Here is an 18,768-nt window from a genome sequence, read left to right as displayed (position 1 = left end):
GCGGCCCCGCCGAAGAACGGTCCCCGATCCCGACCCGCGGGCCCGCCGGAGAACGGCCCCCGAGGACGGTCCCCTAAGGAGGAGCCGATGGACACGATCCAGGAGCACGACGCGCGCCTGGTCGTCGAGGAATGGAACCGCACCGAGCTGGCCGACGAGCCGGCGACCGTCGTCGAACGGTTCGCCGCCCAGGTCGCGAGGTCCCCCGACGCCACGGCACTGACGGACGAGGAGGGCACGACCCTCACCTACGACGAGGTACGCCGCGCCGCCAACCGCCTGGCCGGGCACCTGCTCGGTCTCGGCCTGCGCCGCGAGGACCGCTGCGCCATCTACCAGCGCCGCTCGGCGAACACGGTCGTCTCCATGTTCGGGACGCTGGCCGCCGGGGGCGCGTACGTGCCGGTCGACGAGGGCAACCCGCCCGAGCGGGTCGAGGCGATCCTGCGCGACGCCGGAACCGCCGTGGTGCTCGCCGACTCCACCACCGAGGCCGAGGTGCCGCCCGGCCCGTGGTGCGTGGTGAACGTCGACGACCACCCCGGGAGCGACGAGAGCGACCCCGGCGTGCCGCTGCACCCGGCCAACCTCGCCTACGTCATGTACACCTCGGGCAGCACGGGGGCGCCCAAGGGCGTCCTCATCGAGCACCGCGCGGTCACCGCGTTCGTCCGGGGCGCCCAGCACCTGTACGGGCTCTCGCCGCGGGACCGCTTCGTGCAGTTCTCCTCGATCGCCTTCGACGTCTCCACCTTCGACGCCTTCGGAGCGCTGCTGTCGGGAGCCGCCCTGCACGTCGCCTCCGCCGAGACCCGCACCTCGTCGACGCGCTTCCGCGACCTGCTGCGCGAGCGCCGCATCTCCGTCTACATGGGCACCCCCGGCGTGCTGAGACTGCTGGAGCCCGGCGACTTCCCCGACCTGCGGGTCGTCGCCGTCGGCGGCGAGAGCTACTCGGGCGAGTTCACCACCCGCTGGGCGGCCGGGCGCCGGTTCGTCAACAGCTACGGGCCCACCGAGACCACCGTCGGCGTCATCACCCAGGAGTGCGAGGGGCACTGGGACACCTCGCCGCCCATCGGCCGCGCCATGCCCAACCACCGGGCGTACGCGCTGGACGAGGCGATGCGCCCCGTGCCGATCGGCACGGTCGGCGAGCTGTACGTCGGCGGCCCCGGCCTCGGACGCGGCTACCTGGGACGTCCCGGCACGAGCGCGGCCTCCTTCGTCCCCGACCCGTTCGCCACCACGCCCGGCGAGCGGCTCTACCGCACCGGCGACCTGGTGCGCTGGACCCCCGAGGGCGAGCTGGTCTTCTCCGGGCGGGCCGACCGCCAGGTCAAGATCCGTGGCGTCCGCGTGGAACTGGAGGAGATCGAGGCGACCCTCTGCAGGCACCCCGACATCACGCACGCCGTGGTCGAGGCGGAGGCGCGCGACGACGGCGACGCCCGCCTGATCGCCTACGTCGTCTCCACCGCCGAGGAGCCGCCCGGCGTGAGCGAGCTGCGCGAGACCGCGGCCCGGTGGCTGACGGCGCCGCTGGTGCCCAACGAGTTCGTCCACGTGCCGGAGATCCCGCTCACCTCGACCGGCAAGGTCGACCGCGACGCCCTGGCCGAGGCCAGGGGGGAGGCCAGGGGGGAGGGTACCGGCACGGCCACCGGGACCGACGACGGCGAGTGGACGCCGACCAGGCGCCGGGTGGCCGAGGAGATCGTGAAACCGCTGCTCGGCGTCGACTCCCTCGGCCCGCACGACCACTTCTTCGAGCTGGGCGGCACCAGCATCCAGGTCATCCAGCTCCTCGGCAGGGTACGCACGATCTTCGGCATCGAGGTGCCGGTCGTCGAGTTCTTCGACCGGCCCACCATCGCCGGGGTCGCCGACGCCGTCGACTCCGAGGTCCGCTCCGACATCAAGGACATCGTCCGCGAGGGCTGGGACGACATCGCCGACCGCTACGCCGCCTTCCAGTCGGAGTTCTCCGACGGCCCCCGCATGGCCTGGACCGACCACCTGCTCGGCATGCTGCCCGGCGAGGGCGCGGCCGTGCTGGAGCTGGGCGTCGGCGGCGGCCACGAGTCGTCGCGCCGCCTGGCCGAGGCGCACGACCTCACCGCCGTGGACATCTCCGCCGAGCAGCTCAAGCTCGCCGAGAAGACCCTGCCGGGCGCGACGCTCGTCCAGGCCGACATGGCCGAGGCGGAGTTCCCCGAGGCCTCCTTCGACGCCGTCGTGTCCATCTACACCCTCACCCACCTGCCGAGGGAGGAGCTGCCCGGCCTGCTGGGGGGCATCACCCGCTGGCTGAAGCCGGGCGGCCTGCTGCTCGCCACCCTCATGACCGAGGACATCCCCGGGGCGGTGGAGGAGTGGTTCGGCTCGACGATGTTCTTCTCCGGCTTCCCCACCGAGGAGAACCTGCGCCTGCTGCGCGAGAAGGGCCTGGTCCCCGAGCGCGAGGAGGTCGTGGCACAGCGGACACCGCTCGGGGAGTCGCGCTTCCTGTGGGTGATCGCGAGAAAGACGGAGGGACCGTCGTGACCGGTCTGCCCGTCCGCACCGCACCGCTGTCCTACCTCCAGGAGCAGCTCTGGTTCGTCGAACAGGACGATCCGGGCAACGGCTCGTACAACGAGCTGAAGGTGCTCGTCCTGGACGGCACGCTCGACGCCGCCAGGCTCGGGCGGGCGCTGGAACGGGTGGTGGCGCGGCACGACGTGCTGCGCACCACCTTCGTCTACCAGGGCGCGGAACCGGTGCAGGCGGTCTGGGACCGGGGCCCTGTGCTGCGCGAGGCGGCCGTCGGCGGCGAGCAGGCGCTCATGGAGTACGCCCGCGAGGTCGCCGAGGCCCCCTACGACCTCGCCTCGGGACCGCTGCTGCGCGCCTCGCTCGTCACGCTCGGCGCCGACCGGCAGGCGCTCGTGCTCGGGGTCCACCACATCATCAGCGACGGGTTCTCGATGAACCTGCTGCTGGACGAGCTGGACGCCGCCTACCGGGGCGAACTCCCCGGCGGGTCCCGGAGCGGGTCCTCCGGTGAGATCCGGAGTGGACCGGCCGGTGAGTCACCGGCCGGGGCGCCGGACGAGGCACCGGGGGAGCGGCCCGCCCAGTACGGCGACTTCGCCCGCTGGCAGCGCGAGCAGTTCGCCGGGGGACGGCTCGCCGCCGACGTCGACCACTGGCGGCGCGAGCTCGACGGCGCGCCCACCGTGCTGGAACTGCCCGCCGACCGGCTCCGGCCGCGCCGCCGGGCCAGCGCGGGCAGGCGCGAGCGCTTCCCGCTCGACCCCGCCCTGACCGGCCCGCTCGGCGAGGTCGCCGAGCGGGTCGGCGGCACCGTCTTCACCGTGCTGCTGGCCGCCTTCGCCGCCACCCTCTACCGCTACACGGGGCGCGGCGACATGGTGCTCGGCACCGGCGCCCCCGGCCGCCCCGGGCGTGAGTTCGACGGCGCGCTCGGCTTCTTCGCCAACATCGTGCCCGTACGGCTGCGCCCGGCGGGCGAGCTCCCCTTCACCGACCTGGCCGACGCGGTCAGCGAGGCCGCCTTCGACGCCTTCGACCACCAGTACGTGCCCTTCGAGAAGCTCGTGGAGTTCCTGCAGCCCGAACGCGACGCCGGGCACACCCCGCTCGTGCAGGTCGTCTTCACCATGTGGGACGCCGGGGCGGCCGAGCGCTCCATCGGCGGCGTGCCCGCCGCCGAGGTCGAGGTGACGCGCGGCCGGTCCCGCTTCGACGTCGCGGTCGAGGCCGTGCGCCGGGGCGACCGGGTCGACCTCTTCGTCGAGTACGACGACGCCCTCTTCGACGAGGCGACGATCGCCCGCGTGATGCGCCACTACGACCGGGTGCTGCGGGCGGTCGCCGACGACCCCGCCCAGACCCTGGCGGACATCCCGATGATCGCCCCGGAGGAGTGGGTCACCCTCACCCAGGGCGACGTGACCGTGCTCGACCACGACGGCAACGTGCTGCCCGCCGGGGCCGTCGGCCAGCTGGTCCGCCGCTCCGGCGCCGAGAAGGGGGCCGGTCCCACCGGCCGCCTCGCCATCCGCAGGCCCGACGGGCGGGTGGTCGAGCGCGGGCGCGAGGACCGGCTGGTCGGTATCGGCCCGTTCCAGGTGCAGCTGGAGGACGTCGAGGAGGTCCTGCGCGCCCATCCCGCCGTACGGGACGCCGCCGTCGTCGCGGTCGAGGGCGGCGCGGGCCGCGAGCTGGTCGCCTACACCGTCGCCGGGTCGTCCCCCGACGCGCTGCGCGCCACCCTCGTCGAGCGGCTGCCGCAGTACATGGTGCCCGCCGTCATCGTGCCGGTGGACCGCATCCCGCGTACCGAGGACGGCCGCGTCGAGACCGGCCGGCTGCCCGACGCGGGCGAGCGCGGCGAGCGGACCGAGCTGCCCGCGCTGGAGGCGGCGCTCTGCGTCATCTGGGCGCGCGTGATGAACCTCGACGAGGTGGACCCCGACGACGACTTCTTCGCCCTGGGCGGCCACTCGATGCTGGCGGCCCGGCTGGTGCGCGAGATCGCCTCCGTGCTCGCCGTGCGCGTACCGCTGATGGCCCTGTTCGAGAACTGCACCCCCGCCGACCTGGCCGACTACATGGCGGCCAAGCACCCCGCGCTGGAGCACACGCTCGGCGACGCGGGCCGCGCCGGTCGCACGGGCCGCGCGGGCCGTACGGCCCCCGAGGGGAGGATCGAGCGGGACGGCGAGGAGCCCGACACCAGCGCGCTGTCCACCGCGCAGCTGCAGATCTGGATCAACGAGCAGCTCGCGGGCGGCGACGCCCGCGACTTCATCGCCGCCGTCACCTACCGGGTGCGCGGCCCGCTCGACGTGGAGGCCCTGCGCGGCGCGTTCGACGCGCTGGTCGCGCGGCACGAGAACCTGCGCGCCCGGGTGGCGCTCGTCGGCGACGTGCCGGTGCTGCGCTTCGACCCCGGCGTGCGCGTCGAGCTGCCCGTCGAGGACCTCACCGGCCTGCCCGAGGAGGAACGGGCGGAGGAGGCGGCCCGCCGCACCGCCCGCGACGCCGACACCGGCTTCGACCTGTCCACCGCGCCGCTCGTACGGGCCACCCTCTACCGGCTCGGCGAGGACGACCACGTCCTCGCGCTCGTCCAGCACCACCTGGTCACCGACGGCGTGTCCGTCGGGCTGCTCGTGGGCGAGCTGGGCCGCCTGTACTCCGAGCGGGACGCCGCGCCCGCCGCGCCGCACCTGCGCTTCGCCGACTACGTGGCCTGGGAGCAGGCCTGGCTCGGCGGGCCCGAGGCGGCGGCGTCGGAGCGGTTCTGGCGCGAGCGGCTGCGCGAGGCGCCCGAGCTGGTCCTGCCCAGGACGCGCGACGGGCGGCGCGAGGGCCGCGACACCGAGATGATCGCCCACCGCCTGCCGCACGCGGAGTCGCGGCGGCTGCTGGAGCTGGCCCGGCAGAGCAGGGCGACGCCCTACATGCTGGTGACGGCCGCGTTCGCGGCGATGCTGGCGCAGTGGAGCGGCCAGGACGACGTGGTGATCGGCACCACCGCCGACAACCGGCCGTTGCCCGGCCTGGAGGGAGTGGTCGGCTGCTTCGTCAACATGGTGGCGCTGCGCGTCGACTGCGGCGGCGACCCCACCTTCGCCGAGCTGACCGGGCGGGTCCGCAGGACCGTGCTGGAGGCGTACGCCCACCAGGGCACCCCGTTCAACGAGGTGGTGCGGGCGTTGAGGATCCACCCGGATCCGCGCAGGATGCCGCTGTTCCAGGTGACCTCCGACTGGGCCGGGGACGGGCCCGCGATCCCGGAACTGGCCGGGTGCGAGGTCGGGTTCGACTACGTGCACACCAGGGCCAACCGCTACGAGCTGGAGATGTACGCCGGGATGGCGGGGGAGCTGGTCGTGCTCGACCTGGAGTACGCCGTCGAGCTGTGGGACCGAAAAGAGGTCGAGGAACGCCTGTCCCGGGTGGCGGCGCTGCTCACCCGGGCCGTGGTGGAGCCGGAGACCAGGATCTCGGAACTGCTCTCCTGAGCGGGCGCACGTCGTGGGGCGGCCTCCTGGCGGGGGGAGGCCGCCCCACCGGGTCCCCTGGCGGGGTCCGGCGGATGCCCGGCGGGTGGGTGGCCGGAGGCGGCCCGGCGGGGGCGCTTCCCGCCGATCCGCCGCCCGCCGTGCTTCGTGGCCTTGTGAACCATGCGCCTGCCGGGTTCCCGGACGCTCGCTCAGTGGCAGTGCGGTCGAGGGTGGTCGTCGGACGAGGTGCCGAGGTCGTCGTCGCGTCCGGCCTCGATCCGCGACCACTGGGCGGTCGGGCGGCCGTCCGTTCGGAACTGGCCACCTCGGGAATCCCAACGCTGCGGCCAGCCCTCCGGCGAGTCCTCCCAGAACTCCTGCCTGCCGTGGACGGTCAGATCCAGCAGCCCGTACGACGGTGCCATCAGCTCGTTGCCGCGGCCGGTGGTCCAGTAGGTCTCGTAGACCTTGTCGCCGTCCCGGAGATAGGCGACCAGGATGCCGAAGTGCCGGTCCGCGACCAACCGGTCCACGGAGTCCCGCGGCACCGAGTACCAGGGAACCGTCCAGCCCATGAAGTCGCGGTAGCGCGAGCTCTCCTCGTACGGTCCCTGGCAGAAGGTCGCGTAGCCGACGTCCCGCGAGTGCAGGTAGGACAGCTCGTTGATGTGGGTCGTGGAGAAGGTGCAGCCCTCGCACTGTTCCGCCGCGGGCCTGCCGGTGTGCCACATCTGGAAGTAGGCGATCAGCTGGGACCGGCCGCCGAAGACGTCGATCAACGGCACCGGGCCGTCGGCCCCGGTCAGCGGGGTCAGCGGATCGACCTCGACCATCGGCAGCCGGCGGCGTTCGGCGGCCAGCGCGTCCCCGGCCCTGGTGTGGGCCTTCTCCTTGACCCGGAGTTCGTCGATCCTCGCCTGCCAGGTCCGCCGATCGGCGACCTGCGGAAGGGGGTGCCCGGTTGCTGAGGTCTCTGCCATGCGACCTGTCTAGCGCAGGCGGACAGCGCGGAACAACACCTTCGGCCGATCATGATCGGACATCCTGCGGCTTCCAGCGGTCCACCCGCGACTCCTGGCGCCGCGCCGGACGGCGTTCGCCCGGCGAGGACTGTGTGATACCTTCGGCGTCGCCGTGCGGCAGTACGACTGGAGGAGGTGAGACCGATCAACGCTGTGATGACAGATCGGGGCTCCCTTCCGCGCATGGTCTAGGGAGCGCCCGTACCAGGCATTCCCGAAAGGCTTCGGAACGCTATGCGCTTCAGCTTGACCTCCGAGACGTCGACCGACGGCCTCACCGAACAGTCCTTCACCCTCGGCGAGATCACCGGTGTGCTTTTCACGCCGCGAGGCGCCACCGGCCCCCGCCCGCTGATCCTGATGGGACACGGCGGCGGCCAGCACAAGAAGGCTCCCGGCGTCCTGGCCGGTGCGCACCGGTTCGCCGCCGAGGGGGGCTTCGCCGTCGCCGCGATCGATGCCCCCAACCACGGCGACCGGCCGAAGGACGAACGGTTCGTCCGGTTCGCGGGTGACATGCGGGCCCGCATGGCCGCCGGTGAGGATCCGGCCGGGCTCGTCGCGGCCATGCACGACCTGCTGGCCGGGCGGGCCGTCGCCGACTGGCAGGCCGTTCTGACCGCGGTCCAGGAGCTCGGCCACGTGGGTTCCGGCCCGGCCGGCTACTGGGGGGTGTCGATGGGTTGCGGGATCGGTGTGCCGCTGCTCGCCGCCGACTCCCGGATCCGCGCCGCGGTGCTGGGCCTGCTCGGCGTGCGGGGGCTGGCCGCACCCGCCGCCCGGGTCACCGTGCCGGTGCGGTTCCTGCTCCAGTGGGACGACACGCGGGTGCCCAGGGACCAGGCCCTGGCGCTGTTCGACGCCCTGGGCTCCGCCGACAAGACGCTGCACGCCAATCCCGGCGACCACGGGGGAGTCCCCGCGTTCGAGACCGACGACGCGCTGCGGTTCTTCGCCCGGCACCTCGGACAGGGCCACGTCTCCTGACCGGCGTCTCCTGACCGCCGTTTCGTGACCGGCGCTCCATGACCGGCGACGCCGGGGCCGGGGGCCGTTCCCGGCCGGCGCGTTCGCGAGGGCGCGGAGCCGGTGCCGCCGTCGTGATGGAGGCAGGGGTGGGTGCCGGTTCGGCCGCCAGGGCGACGAACGACGTCGGCCGGGCTCCCGCCGGCTCCTCCTCCTGCGGGCCGACCCCGGCAGCCCCTCCGAGGAATCCCTCGCCTTCCTGAGCGGCCTCGACACGAGCTCGTGAGGCCCGCGTGGCCTTGACGGGGATCGTCGCCGTCGGCCGTGGAAAGTACTTGACGGTACGGAAAGGAGAAAGTACTTTCCATGCAGGAAAGTAAAGGAGCGGGCATGGACATCACCCCCGAAGAGGCCGCGCGGACGCTGGCCCAGGTTCACGAGACGCAGCGCAGGGTCCTGCGCGCCGCGCCGCCGATGTTCCCCGCCTGGTATCCGGTGGCGGTCTGGACCTTCGTCACCGGCATACAGTTCGTCACCGAGATCCCGCCCACCTGGTGGCTCCTGATCGCCGTGCCGGCCCTGGCGGCCGGTCTCGTCCTCGCCGTCCTCAAGTTCGTGAGAGACGTCAAGAACGCGAAGCTGCGCCCGCACTCCTCGGTGGTGGACCCGTGGGCATGGGTCGGCTTCACCGGCTGGATGGTCGTCACCAGCCTCGCGTCCGTTCCGCTGGTGTTGTGGTTCGTGGAGCTGGGCACGGCCTACCCGCGCACCCTCATGGGCGTGATCATGACCGCGATCGTGGCGATCACCTCACCCCTGCTGGCCCGGTGGATGTCCGGGCGGACCGCGAGGCGGGCGGAAAGGGCGAAGCGATGACGCCGCGGCTCGACCCGGCGATCCACGCGCCGACCCGGCTGCAGATCGTCTCGCTGCTGGCCGCCGCCGACGAGGCCGAGTTCGCCTTCGTCCGCGACAACCTGGGCGTGAGCGACTCGGTGCTGTCCAAGCACGCGAGCGCCCTGGAGGCGGCCGGCTACGTGAAGATCCGCAAGGGACACGTCGGCAAGCGCCCGAGGACGTGGTTCAGCCTCACCCACGAGGGACGTGCGGCCTACACCGGCCACGTCGCCGCGCTCCAGGCCATCGTCGCCCGCTCCGGCCTCTCGGTCCTCCCCGGCTGAGCCGGAACCTTCCCTGCCGTTCCGGTGACCGGCCCCGGGGCCGGTGAACGTTCCGCCTACCTCGGTCGCCGCGAGCGTACGGCGTCCAGGAAGGCGCGTACCGCGCGCAGGTAAGCGTCGGCGGCGTCGCGGCGGACGCTGTGCCCGGCGCCGGGCACGCGGACCGCCGTCACGGTGCCGGCCGCCGCCTTCCGGAACGCGTCCGCGTCGGCGTCGGTGACCATCCCGCCGCGGTCGGCGTCGCCGTACACGAGCAGCGTGTCGCAGCGCACGTCCGCTGCCAGGTCGTGGAGGGGGTCGAGAAGGGTGACGTCCCGTTCGCAGTAGCGCGGGTCGATCTGCCCCTTGCTGAGGGCCCACGGCGGCAGCTCCGCCTCGCTCCAGGCGGGTTCGTGCTCGCGGGCGTGCGCGACGCGCCCGGCGAGGTCCAGGGAACGCAGGCCGGCGAGCCAGGCCGGGACCCCGCGCGGACGGCCGCCCATCCCGTACGGCGGCGGGTCCTCCAGGACCAGCGCGGCCACCAGATCCGGCCGGGTGGCCGCCAGCGCGACGGCGGTGAGCGCGCCCATGGAGTGCCCGATGACGACGACCGGCTCGCTGACGCCGAGGTCGTCGAGGACGAGCGCCTGGTCGGCGGCGTGCTGCCGTGGCCCGACCGGCCCCTCGGGAAGGCCGGAGTCGCCGTGCCCGCGGGCGTCGGTGGCGACGATGCAGCCGTAACCGGCCAGCGCGGGGACGACCGGCTCCCAGCAGGCGGCGGAGTCGGTGAACCCGTGCAGGAGCAGAAGCGCGGGAGGGACGCCGGTGTCGCCGGCGTGCCCGTGGTGGCGCCACGCGATGTGCGCGGTGCGCCGGTCGCTCACCGCCGGATGGGTCATTTGGTGGCTCCAGAGACGAGACCGCTGTAGATGAACCGCTGCAGGGCCAGGAAGACGATCAGGCTCGGCAGGATGACGAGCGCGGCGCCCGCGGAGATGACCTCCCAGTGCGCCCCGTACGGCCCCTTGAACCGGAACAGCGACGTCGAGATCGTACCGAGTCCCTCGGAGGGCATGTACAGGAAGGGGATGTAGAAGTCGTTGTAGATGGCGACGCCCTTGACGATGACCACGGTGGCGATCGCCGGGCGCAGCAGCGGCATGATGACGCGCCAGTAGATGGTGAGCGACGTCGCGCCGTCCAGTCTGGCCGCCTCGTCCAGGGACATCGGGATCGACCGGATGAACTGCAGGAAGATGTAGATGGAGACGATGTCGGTCCCCATGTAGAGGAGGACGGGGGCCCAGTGCGTGTCCATCACCCCCAGGTCGTTCACGACCTGGTAGGTGGCGACCTGCGTCGTCACGCCCGGCACGAGGGCGGCGACCAGGAAGAGGGCCATCACGACCCTCTTGAACCGGAACTGGAAACGGTCGACCGCGTAGGCGGTCATCGAGCCGACGAAGACCGTTCCGAGAAGCGAGAAGAACAGGATGAAGGCGGTGTTCCACAGCGCCTGCGGCATCTGACCGTCGGTGAAGGCGATGCGGTAGTTGTCCAGGTTGAACCAGTCGCCGGGCGCGGTGAGCGGGTTCTCGCTGGCGGCCATCTCCTCGGCGGTCCGCAGCGAGGTGAGGAGGATCGCCGCCAGCGGCACGACCACCACCGCGCAGGCCAGGACCAGTGACAGGTACATGAGAAGGCGCGCCGCCGCCCCGCGTACGGGAGCGTCACGGCGACCGCCGCGCGGGGGAGCGCCACGGCGCGCGGAGGCGTCACGGCGACCGCCGCGCACGGTCACGGCTCCGGCGGGGCCGGTCATCGTCCTCACGACTGTTCCACCCTCTCGTCGGGGACCAGCAGACGCTGGAGCCAGGTCACCAGCAGGACGATCGCCAGGAGCACGACCGCGGCCGCTGACGCGAGGCCGACCTTGTTGAAGTTGAAGGCGAGCTTGATCGTCTGGATGACGAACGTCTCGCTGTTGTTGGAACCGCCGGTCATGATGAAGGGGATCTCGAAGACCGACAGGGCGCCGGAGATCGCCAGGATGGCGCTCAGGCTGATGATGGGCTTGATGCTGGGCGCGATGACGAACCTGAACTGCTGCCACCGGCTCGCGCCGTCGAGCGAGGCCGCCTCGTACAGCTGCGGTGGGATCGACTGGATGGCGCCGACGAACAGCACCAGGTTCAGGCCCATGAAGCGCCACACCGAGACGCCGGCCAGCGAGGTGTTGACCAGGTCGGGATCACCGAGCCACAGGCGCGGTTCGACCCCGAACGCGCCCAGCACGGTGTCCAGGGTGCCGCCGGGCTGGAAGAAGTAGAGGAAGACGAAGCCGATGGCCACGCCGTTGACGAGGTAGGGGAAGAAGAGGATCCCCTTGAAAAGGTTCCGCAGCCGCAGGTCGAAGCTGAGGACGGTGGCGAAGTACAGCGCCACGACCATCTGGACCGCGGAGCCCGCCAGATAGAACAGGCTGACGGTGAGGACCTGGAAGAACCGGGGCCTGGTGAACAGGTCGACGTAGTTGTCGATCCCCACGAAGTTCCTGACCGGGCTGAGGCCGTCCCAGTCGGTGAGGCTGTAGACGAACATGTCCACGACGGGGACGTACGTGAACAGCACCAGCAGCGCCAGGGGGGCCAGCAGGTACGGCCAGGGGGTGTACCACCGCCGCGAACCGGCCGCGCGCGGCGTCCGGGCGGATGGCCGGCGCCGGTGACGAGGGGGCACGACCTGCGGTTCCTGGTGCGGGACGCCAGGCCCCGCGACACGGAATGCGGACATCTGTTCCTTCTCTCGGAGAGGCTCCGCGTGCTCTCGAGGAGGCTCCGCGTGTCGAGCCGTTGCCGCCTCTCGTCGTTCGGCGGGGGCGTGCGCGAGGGGAGTCGCCGTCTCTCCTCGCGCGCGCGAGCAAGCGAGCCGGGGGTGGGGGCGGGGGCGGGGCGTCGCGGGCGCGGGCGCGGGCGCGGGGGCGTTCGCCTGGGTGACGGCCGCCCTGTTGGGTGAAGGCCACTCGGTGGGGTGAAGGCCACCCGGTTGGAGGACGGTCCCCCGGTTGGGGAACGGCGGCCCCCGCGCCCGGCGGTGTCAGCCGATCGCCGCCTGGGCGTCGGCCCACTTCCTGTTGAGGTCCGCGAAGACGCCGGCGAGGTCGCCCTCGGCCGCCCCGCGGGCGACGTCGACGATGCGCTGGCGGTAGTCCTGGGCGTTCAGGCCGACCTCCGATGCCTTGTCGATATCGTTGACCAGGGCGTTCTTCGCGAAGTCCATGTGGACGAACCTCACCTTGGCCTCCTGGAAGGGCTGCAGGCTCGCCGGCAGCGGCGAACCCTTGACCGACGAGATCGACAGGGCCTTCTGCGCGTCCCCGGACGAGTTGACGAACCACTCGATCCAGGCGCGGGCCGCTTCCTTGGCCTGGCTGTGGACGTTGACCGCGTACTGGTAGTCGGGCCGGACCACGCTGCAGAAGGTGCCGTCGACCTGGGTGGGGAACGGCATGAAGCCGATGTCGTCGGGGTCGCCGCCGGCCTTCCGCGCGGCCTCCTTCATCTGCACCACGGCCCAGGAGCCGAGCCACATCGTCGCCACCTTGCCGGTGCCGATCAGGTTCTTGGAGTTCTCCCAGTTGGTGGTGTTCGGGTCCTCCTCGGAGAGCTTGTTCCTGACGATGTCGTGCAGCAGCGTGTCGACGACGTTCAGGTCCTGGCCGGGGGCCCAGGGCTCCTTGGTCTCGGCGAGCCTGTCGTTGGCGGCCGGGTCACAGCTCGGCGAACCGAGCGCGTTGCCCCAGTTGGTCAGCGGCCATCCGTCGTGGTAGTTGGTGTAGTACGGCGTCGCGTCCGTCTTCTCCTTGATCGCCTTCAACGCGCCGACGAACTCCTGGGGCGTCTTCGGCCAGCCGGTGACCCCGGCCCGCTCCCACACGGCCTTGTTGTAGACGAAGCCGTTGGCGGTGCCGATGTTGGCGATGCCGTAGACCTGGCCGCCGACCGTGGCCCGGTCGGTGAAGTCGTACTTCCCGGACAGCTCCGAGGCCGGGCCGAGGGGGGAGAAGAACGACGGGTACTGGTTGAGCGGCACCGAGTTGGGGATCAGCAGGACGTCCCCGTAGTTCTCGCTGTTCATGCGGATCTTCACGTCGCCCTCGTAGTCGGTGAGTCCCTGGAACTTCACCGTCACGTTGGGATAGACCTTGTTGAACTCCGCGGCGTACCTCTTCGTCGTGCCGTCCTGTACCTGGTCGGTACGGTTCGTCAGCACCGTGATCGTGCCGGTCACCTTGGCCGGGTCGTTCGGAACGGCGGCCACGCCCGCCTTCTCGCCGTCGCCTCCCCCGCCACAGGCGGTGAGGCCGACCGCCAGGGCGAACCCGGCCGCTGCCACGCGTGTTCCTCGCACGTCGTACCACTTCCTCGATGTGAGCTGCGGCGCCGCGCTGCGTCGGCGCGGCGACGGGGTACCTCGTCGCGGCCTGGCGGCTGATGGCTGCTTAACCTAGACGCAACATTTCGCGATGTCTATAGAACGGTCTAGTGTTACTTATGCGTGATCAGACGGGGTGTCGAGGTGGCCATCACTAAAATTTGACTCAACAACAGGTGGCTGACTCACTGACAACAGGTGACAGGTGTGCCGTTTGTTGGTCATTCTCTGACAATGCTCCTTTAGTTGGGCGAGTATCGTAATGACCGGACGAACATCTTCAGTTCGGTCGAATTCGGCTTCGGCGCGACGCGGGCGGACATCTCCCGTTGACCGTGGCCGTCCGCCCGGCACCTCGGCCGCGCATCCGAGCCGGTCGGCGGTGCTTGTGCGCCGGTTCCGCAGTGGTTCTGTGGTGGCTCCGCAGTGGGGCGGCGGTGGGGCGGCGGTGGGGCGGCGGTGGGACGGCGGTGGGACGGAGCTCGGTGGCGTGACGTCGGCCTTCCCCGGCCACGTCTGACTCGTTCATCAATCGTTGTAGTACGGTATGGGGATGTCGGGGGAGGTGGGAATGGCCTGCTCATGCTGCCCGCGGGGCAGGGTGCTCGCGTCGGCGCCGGGCGGCTCCGGCCCGCTCGATCCGCCCGTCGACACGCCGATCCGAGCCCTCCGGCCCTTCGGCGCCCGCTGTGAGCGAGCCGTCCGTCCGGGCGGGGGCCGCTCGTGACGCGACGGCCGGGCCGGACGCGCTCCCCGCGGCTAGGGTCGGACAGGTGGACCGTTACAGAAGGGGGATGTGCCAGGTGAGGCAGATGGGCGCGACGGACAAGGGACGCAAGGCGACGATCAAGGATGTCGCGGCGCGGGCGGGCGTGTCCCCCTCGGCCGTGTCGATCGCGTTGCACGACAAGCCCGGAGTGTCCGCCTCGACCAAGGAGCGCATCCTCCAGGCCGCCAGCGAGCTCGGCTGGAGGCCGAACCAGGCGGCGGCCTCGCTGTCCGGGCACAACGTGCACACCGTGGGCCTGGCGATCGCCCGTCCGGCCCGGATGCTGGGGCTGGAACCGTTCTACATGGAGTTCATCTCCGGCATCGAGAGCGTCCTGGGCCGCCGTTCGTGCTCGCTCCTGCTGCGGCTGATCGAGGCCGACGAGGAGATCCAGGTGCACCGGGAGTGGTGGCAGGGCGGGCGCGTCAACGGCAGCATCCTGGTCGACCTGCGGGTGGACGACCCGCGCATCCCCGCCCTGGCCGAGATCGGCCTGCCGGCCGTCGTGGTGGGACACCCGAGCCTCGCGGGTCCGTTCGCGTCCGTGTGGACCGACGACGCCGCCGCGATCGTGGAGGCGGTGCGCTATCTCGCCGCCCTGGGACACCGCCGCATCGACCGGGTCAGCGGCCCGGCCGAGCTCGGGCACAGCGTCATCCGCACCGACGCCTTCACCGCGGTGACGCGGGAGATGGGCCTGGAGGCCCGCACCGCCGTGGCGGACTTCTCCGCCGACCAGGGCAGCCGCGCGTGCCGCAACCTCCTGCTCGCCCCCGACCGGCCCACCGCGATCATCTTCGACAACGACATCATGGCCGTGGCCGCGCTCGGTGTCGCCGGCGAGTTCGGGCTGTCGGTGCCCGAGGACCTCTCGCTGCTGGCCTGGGACGACTCCCAGCTGTGCCAGCTCACCCGGCCGACCCTCTCGGCCATGCAGCACGACGTGTTCTCCTTCGGGGCCGAGGTCACGCACGCCCTCTTCGACGTCATCAACGGGGAGGAGCGCGTCTCCCACCCCGCCCAGTCCCCGAGCCTGATCCCGAGGGCGTCGACCGCTCCGCCGCGCCGCTGACGGCGGCACCCCGGCACCCCGGCCCGGTGGGGAGGACCCGCCGGGCTGCTCCCGTGCCCGCGCGGACGTGAGTCGAAAATTTCAGCTCCGCGACTAAACGCAATAGCGAAAAGGATGAACGCGAGCCCCCCGGGCCGCGTGCCGGGGCATGGCCGTGCCGCCGGGCACGGAGGGCGGCGGCGGCGTGAGCCGGGCGTCATGGCCGCGACCCTCCGCCGGGCTCTCTTCCCGGCGATCGGGATATGCCTCCTGAGCAGGCTTTTCGCCGCCCCTCTGCCTGGTGGCCCCGTACCGCCCCAGGTGCGGACGGCCTTGGGGAGGGGGCCGGTGATCCGGGAGGCCCATCCGGGCGGAGTTACTAAAACGGTCTAGACAGGGGACGGGTGAATGGTTACGTTGATCCGAGAAACGTCCTGGTTGGTGAAACACCGGCCTTTCTGTCGTTATATGTCCTTTGTTGAGCGAGGAGCATCGGTTGAAGCAGAGCACGCCCCTCACCTCGGGGTGGACCCTCCGTCTGGCCGAGGGGACGGCTCCCGAAGCCCTCGGCCGCCTCCGGCGGGAGGCGGTGCCCGCCGAGGTTCCCGGCTGTGTCCACGTGGACCTGCTGGCCGCGGGGCTGATCGACGACCCGTACCTGGACCGCAACGAGCTCGACGTCGCCTGGGTCGGCCGGGCCGACTGGCGCTACGAGACCGAGCTGCCCGCCACACCCGGGGGTTTCGAGCGCACCGACCTGGTCTTCGAAGGGCTCGACACGGTCGCGACCGTCGTGCTGGACGGCGCCGAGCTGGGCACCACCCGGAACATGCACCGCTCGTACCGGTTCGACGTGACCGGCCTGGGCGACGGCGGTGACAGTGGTGGTCGTGACAGCGGCGGTGACGGCGACGGCGGTGACCACGGTGGCCGTGACGGCGGTGGCGGCGGTGGTCGTGACGGCGGCGGCAGCCGGGTCCTGTCGGTCCTTTTCACGTCGGTCTACACCGAGGCGGAGAAGGTGCGCGAAATCGTGGGCGCCCGGCCCAACGCCTATCCCGAGCCCTTCAACTACGTTCGCAAGATGGCGAGCAGCTTCGGCTGGGACTGGGGCCCCACCCTGGTCACCGCCGGGATCTGGCGGCCGGTCCGGCTGGAGAGCTGGAGCACCGCGCGGCTGGCGGGCGTGCGGCCGCTGGTGACGGTCGCGGACGCGAACGGCAGGGTCGAGGCCCACGTCGACCTGGAACGGACCGCCACCGGCGCGGCCAGGGGACTGGCCGTCACCGTCGAGGTGGCGGGCCGTGCGGCACGGGCGGAGATCGAGCCCGGCCAGGTCCACGCGGTCGTCGTCCTGGAGGTGCCCGACCCGGAGCGGTGGTGGCCGCGCGGGTACGGGGACCAGCGGCTGTACGCCTGCCGCGTCACCCTGGCCGACGCGGGAACGGGCGCGGAACTCGACCGCTGGGAGCGGCGGATCGGGTTCCGCGCGGTCGCCCTCGAATACGCCCCCGACGAGCACGGCACCTCCTTCGTGCTCGTCGTCAACGGTGAGCCGGTGTTCGCCCGGGGCGTCAACTGGATCCCCGACGACGCCCTTCCCGCACGTGTCACCCCCGAGCGATACCGGCACCGCCTCACCCAGGCCAGGGACGCGGGGGTGAACCTGGTCAGGGTGTGGGGTGGCGGGATCTACGAGGACCGCGCCTTCTACGAGGCCTGCGACGAGCTGGGCCTGCTGGTCTGGCAGGACTTCCTGTTCGCCTGCGCCGCCTACCCCGAGGAGCGGCCGCTGCGCGGCGAGGTCGAGGCCGAGGCCCGTGAGAACGTCGTGCGCCTGGCCCCGCACCCCAGCCTGGTGCTGTGGAACGGCAACAACGAGAACCTGTGGGGCTTCCGCGACTGGCGGTGGGAGGAGGAGCTGGCCGGTGACAGCTGGGGCGAGGGCTACTACCTCGGCCTGCTGCCCCGGGTGGTCGCCGAGCTCGACCCCACCCGTCCCTACAGCGCGGGCAGCCCGTGGTCGGGCTCGTGGGACCACCACCCCAACGACCCGGCGCACGGGCCGTCCCACTTCTGGGAGGTGTGGAACCGCCGTGACTACACCGACTACCTGAACGACGTGCCCCGCTTCGCCGCAGAGTTCGGCTGGCAGGCGCCACCGGCGTACGCCACCCTGCGCGACGCCGTCACCGACGAGCCGCTCGGCCCGCGCTCACCCGGAATGCTCCACCACCAGAAGGCCGAGGACGGCAACGGCAAGCTCGATCGGGGACTGGCCCACCACTTCGGCGCTCCGGCGACCTTCGACGACTGGCACTACCTCACCCAGGTGAACCAGGCCCGCGCCGTCGCCACCGGCGTCGCCCACTGGCGGTCGTACTGGCCGATCTGCGCCGGGACGGTCGTGTGGCAGCTCAACGACTGCTGGCCGGTCACCTCGTGGGCCGCGATCGACGGCGCGGGCCGTCCCAAGCCGCTCTACCACGAGCTGCTCCGGCTGTACGCCGACAGGCTGGTGAGTTTCCAGGTCCGGGACGGGGAACGGGTGCTGGTCGTCGACAACCAGTCCGCCGGGCAGTGGGACGGGTTCGCGGGCGCGCGGAGGATGTCGGCCGACGGGACCGTCCTGGCGGAGGAGACCCTGCCGTTCACCGTGCCACCGCGATCGGTGGCGGCGCTGCCGCTCTCGGCCGAGGTGGTCACGTTCGAGGACGGGTACCGGGAACTGCTCGTCGCCGACGTCGAGGGGTTGCGGGACGTCGTCCTGGGCTGCGAGGACCGCGACTTCGCCTACCCGGCGGCCGATCTGGCGATCGAGGTCGAGCCGCGCGCCGGCGGGTTCGACCTGGTGATCACCGCGCACGCGTTCGTCCGTGACCTGCTCTTCCAGGCCGACCGGGTCGCCCCGGGGGCGAGGGCCGACCGGGGCCTGGTCACCCTGCTCCCGGGGGAGAGGTGCGTCGTCGGCGTGACCGGGGCCGGCGCCTCCGAGGTGGACCTCACGTCGGTACGGGCGGCGTTGTTCACGGTCAACGCCGCGCAGGCGCCCGCCCAGGCACCCGCGTGGGAGGTCGCACGCGGGGGCGCGCGAGTCGTCGAAGAGGCCGCCCGGCCGTGACGGCGGGTTCCGGCCGGGCCGGTCGTGACGACCTGGTCCCGGCCGGGCCCGGTGACCGTTCTCCACGGTGACCGTTCCTCAGGTCTCCGCGACCGCCGTTCCTCGGAGCGTCCGGTCCCCGTGACCCTCGTTCTCCACGGTCACCGCGGACGGCGAGAGGGGCGGGCGCTCCGGATCCGGTGGGCGGTCACCACCTCACCACGACGGCCCCGGCGGGCCGTCCCT

General features: G+C 72.0%; 12 protein-coding genes. 7 read left to right on the top strand and 5 right to left on the bottom strand.

The window, feature by feature from the left end:
• The first annotated feature begins 87 nt into the window (after positions 1-87).
• Both ACFFRH_RS26275 and ACFFRH_RS26270 read left to right on the top strand, forming a co-directional pair.
• Complete coding sequence (locus tag ACFFRH_RS26275) at positions 88-2,547, top strand: non-ribosomal peptide synthetase (RefSeq protein WP_386160290.1); 2,460 nt, start codon at positions 88-90, stop codon at positions 2,545-2,547.
• Complete coding sequence (locus ACFFRH_RS26270; RefSeq protein ID WP_386160288.1) at positions 2,544-6,038, top strand: condensation domain-containing protein; 3,495 nt, start codon at positions 2,544-2,546, stop codon at positions 6,036-6,038. Before ACFFRH_RS26275 ends, ACFFRH_RS26270 begins: the two co-directional genes overlap by 4 nt.
• Positions 6,039-6,229: 191 nt before the next feature.
• Here the strand turns inward: ACFFRH_RS26270 and ACFFRH_RS26265 are convergent, their stop codons facing one another.
• Positions 6,230-7,000 carry a DUF899 family protein gene (locus tag ACFFRH_RS26265; protein WP_386160286.1) on the bottom strand — a complete coding sequence of 257 codons (771 nt, stop codon included), beginning with the start codon at positions 6,998-7,000 and terminating at the stop codon, positions 6,230-6,232.
• 288 nt (positions 7,001-7,288) lie between these two features.
• On the opposite strand from ACFFRH_RS26265, the gene ACFFRH_RS26260 reads away from it, so the two are divergent.
• The 3 genes from ACFFRH_RS26260 (at position 7,289) to ACFFRH_RS26250 (ending at position 9,189) form a co-directional block, all read left to right on the top strand.
• Entirely contained in the window at positions 7,289-8,029 is a 741-nt protein-coding gene (locus ACFFRH_RS26260; protein WP_386160284.1) for a dienelactone hydrolase family protein, read from the top strand.
• Between the two features lie 369 nt (positions 8,030-8,398).
• Positions 8,399-8,884, top strand: a complete 486-nt coding sequence (locus tag ACFFRH_RS26255) for a hypothetical protein (protein WP_386160282.1) — start codon at positions 8,399-8,401, stop codon at positions 8,882-8,884.
• Positions 8,881-9,189, top strand: coding sequence for a winged helix-turn-helix domain-containing protein (locus tag ACFFRH_RS26250; RefSeq protein ID WP_386160280.1), 309 nt, complete (start codon positions 8,881-8,883; stop codon positions 9,187-9,189). Before ACFFRH_RS26255 ends, ACFFRH_RS26250 begins: the two co-directional genes overlap by 4 nt.
• Before the next feature lie 56 nt (positions 9,190-9,245).
• Here ACFFRH_RS26250 and ACFFRH_RS26245 read toward each other — a convergent pair whose 3' ends face one another.
• The 4 genes from ACFFRH_RS26245 to ACFFRH_RS26230 form a co-directional block, all read right to left on the bottom strand.
• Positions 9,246-10,067, bottom strand: a complete 822-nt coding sequence (locus ACFFRH_RS26245; RefSeq protein ID WP_386160278.1) for an alpha/beta fold hydrolase — start codon at positions 10,065-10,067, stop codon at positions 9,246-9,248.
• Positions 10,064-10,990 carry a carbohydrate ABC transporter permease gene (locus ACFFRH_RS26240; protein WP_386160372.1) on the bottom strand — a complete coding sequence of 309 codons (927 nt, stop codon included), beginning with the start codon at positions 10,988-10,990 and terminating at the stop codon, positions 10,064-10,066. Before ACFFRH_RS26240 ends, ACFFRH_RS26245 begins: the two co-directional genes overlap by 4 nt.
• Positions 10,991-10,995: 5 nt before the next feature.
• A complete protein-coding gene (locus ACFFRH_RS26235; RefSeq protein ID WP_386160276.1) occupies positions 10,996-11,961 on the bottom strand; it encodes a carbohydrate ABC transporter permease in 966 nt (321 codons plus the stop codon).
• Between the two features lie 303 nt (positions 11,962-12,264).
• The gene (locus tag ACFFRH_RS26230) at positions 12,265-13,563 is read right to left on the bottom strand and encodes an ABC transporter substrate-binding protein (protein ID WP_386160274.1); all 1,299 of its coding nucleotides are present in this window, start codon (positions 13,561-13,563) and stop codon (positions 12,265-12,267) included.
• Between the two features lie 851 nt (positions 13,564-14,414).
• Here ACFFRH_RS26230 and ACFFRH_RS26225 point away from each other — a divergent pair.
• Complete coding sequence (locus ACFFRH_RS26225; RefSeq protein ID WP_386160272.1) at positions 14,415-15,443, top strand: LacI family DNA-binding transcriptional regulator; 1,029 nt, start codon at positions 14,415-14,417, stop codon at positions 15,441-15,443.
• A gap of 475 nt (positions 15,444-15,918) precedes the next feature.
• Positions 15,919-18,543 (top strand): glycoside hydrolase family 2 protein, encoded by a 2,625-nt coding sequence (locus tag ACFFRH_RS26220; RefSeq protein WP_386160270.1) that lies wholly within the window; start codon positions 15,919-15,921, stop codon positions 18,541-18,543.
• Positions 18,544-18,768: the final 225 nt, after the last annotated feature.

This window comes from Streptosporangium vulgare (assembly GCF_042428775.1).
Taxonomy (GTDB): domain Bacteria; phylum Actinomycetota; class Actinomycetes; order Streptosporangiales; family Streptosporangiaceae; genus Streptosporangium; species Streptosporangium vulgare.
This window is presented reverse-complemented; position numbering and strand designations above follow the sequence as displayed.

What these genes read in the sequence shown, in the direction of transcription:
- ACFFRH_RS26245 (WP_386160278.1), bottom strand. Translation starts at nt 10,067, where the DNA reads ATGACCCATCCGGCGGTGAGCGACCGGCGCACCGCGCACATCGCGTGG.
- ACFFRH_RS26225 (WP_386160272.1), top strand. Translation starts at nt 14,415, where the DNA reads ATGGGCGCGACGGACAAGGGACGCAAGGCGACGATCAAGGATGTCGCG.
- ACFFRH_RS26240 (WP_386160372.1), bottom strand. Translation starts at nt 10,990, where the DNA reads ATGACCGGCCCCGCCGGAGCCGTGACCGTGCGCGGCGGTCGCCGTGAC.
- ACFFRH_RS26250 (WP_386160280.1), top strand. Translation starts at nt 8,881, where the DNA reads ATGACGCCGCGGCTCGACCCGGCGATCCACGCGCCGACCCGGCTGCAG.
- ACFFRH_RS26265 (WP_386160286.1), bottom strand. Translation starts at nt 7,000, where the DNA reads ATGGCAGAGACCTCAGCAACCGGGCACCCCCTTCCGCAGGTCGCCGAT.
- ACFFRH_RS26235 (WP_386160276.1), bottom strand. Translation starts at nt 11,961, where the DNA reads ATGTCCGCATTCCGTGTCGCGGGGCCTGGCGTCCCGCACCAGGAACCG.
- ACFFRH_RS26255 (WP_386160282.1), top strand. Translation starts at nt 8,399, where the DNA reads ATGGACATCACCCCCGAAGAGGCCGCGCGGACGCTGGCCCAGGTTCAC.
- ACFFRH_RS26275 (WP_386160290.1), top strand. Translation starts at nt 88, where the DNA reads ATGGACACGATCCAGGAGCACGACGCGCGCCTGGTCGTCGAGGAATGG.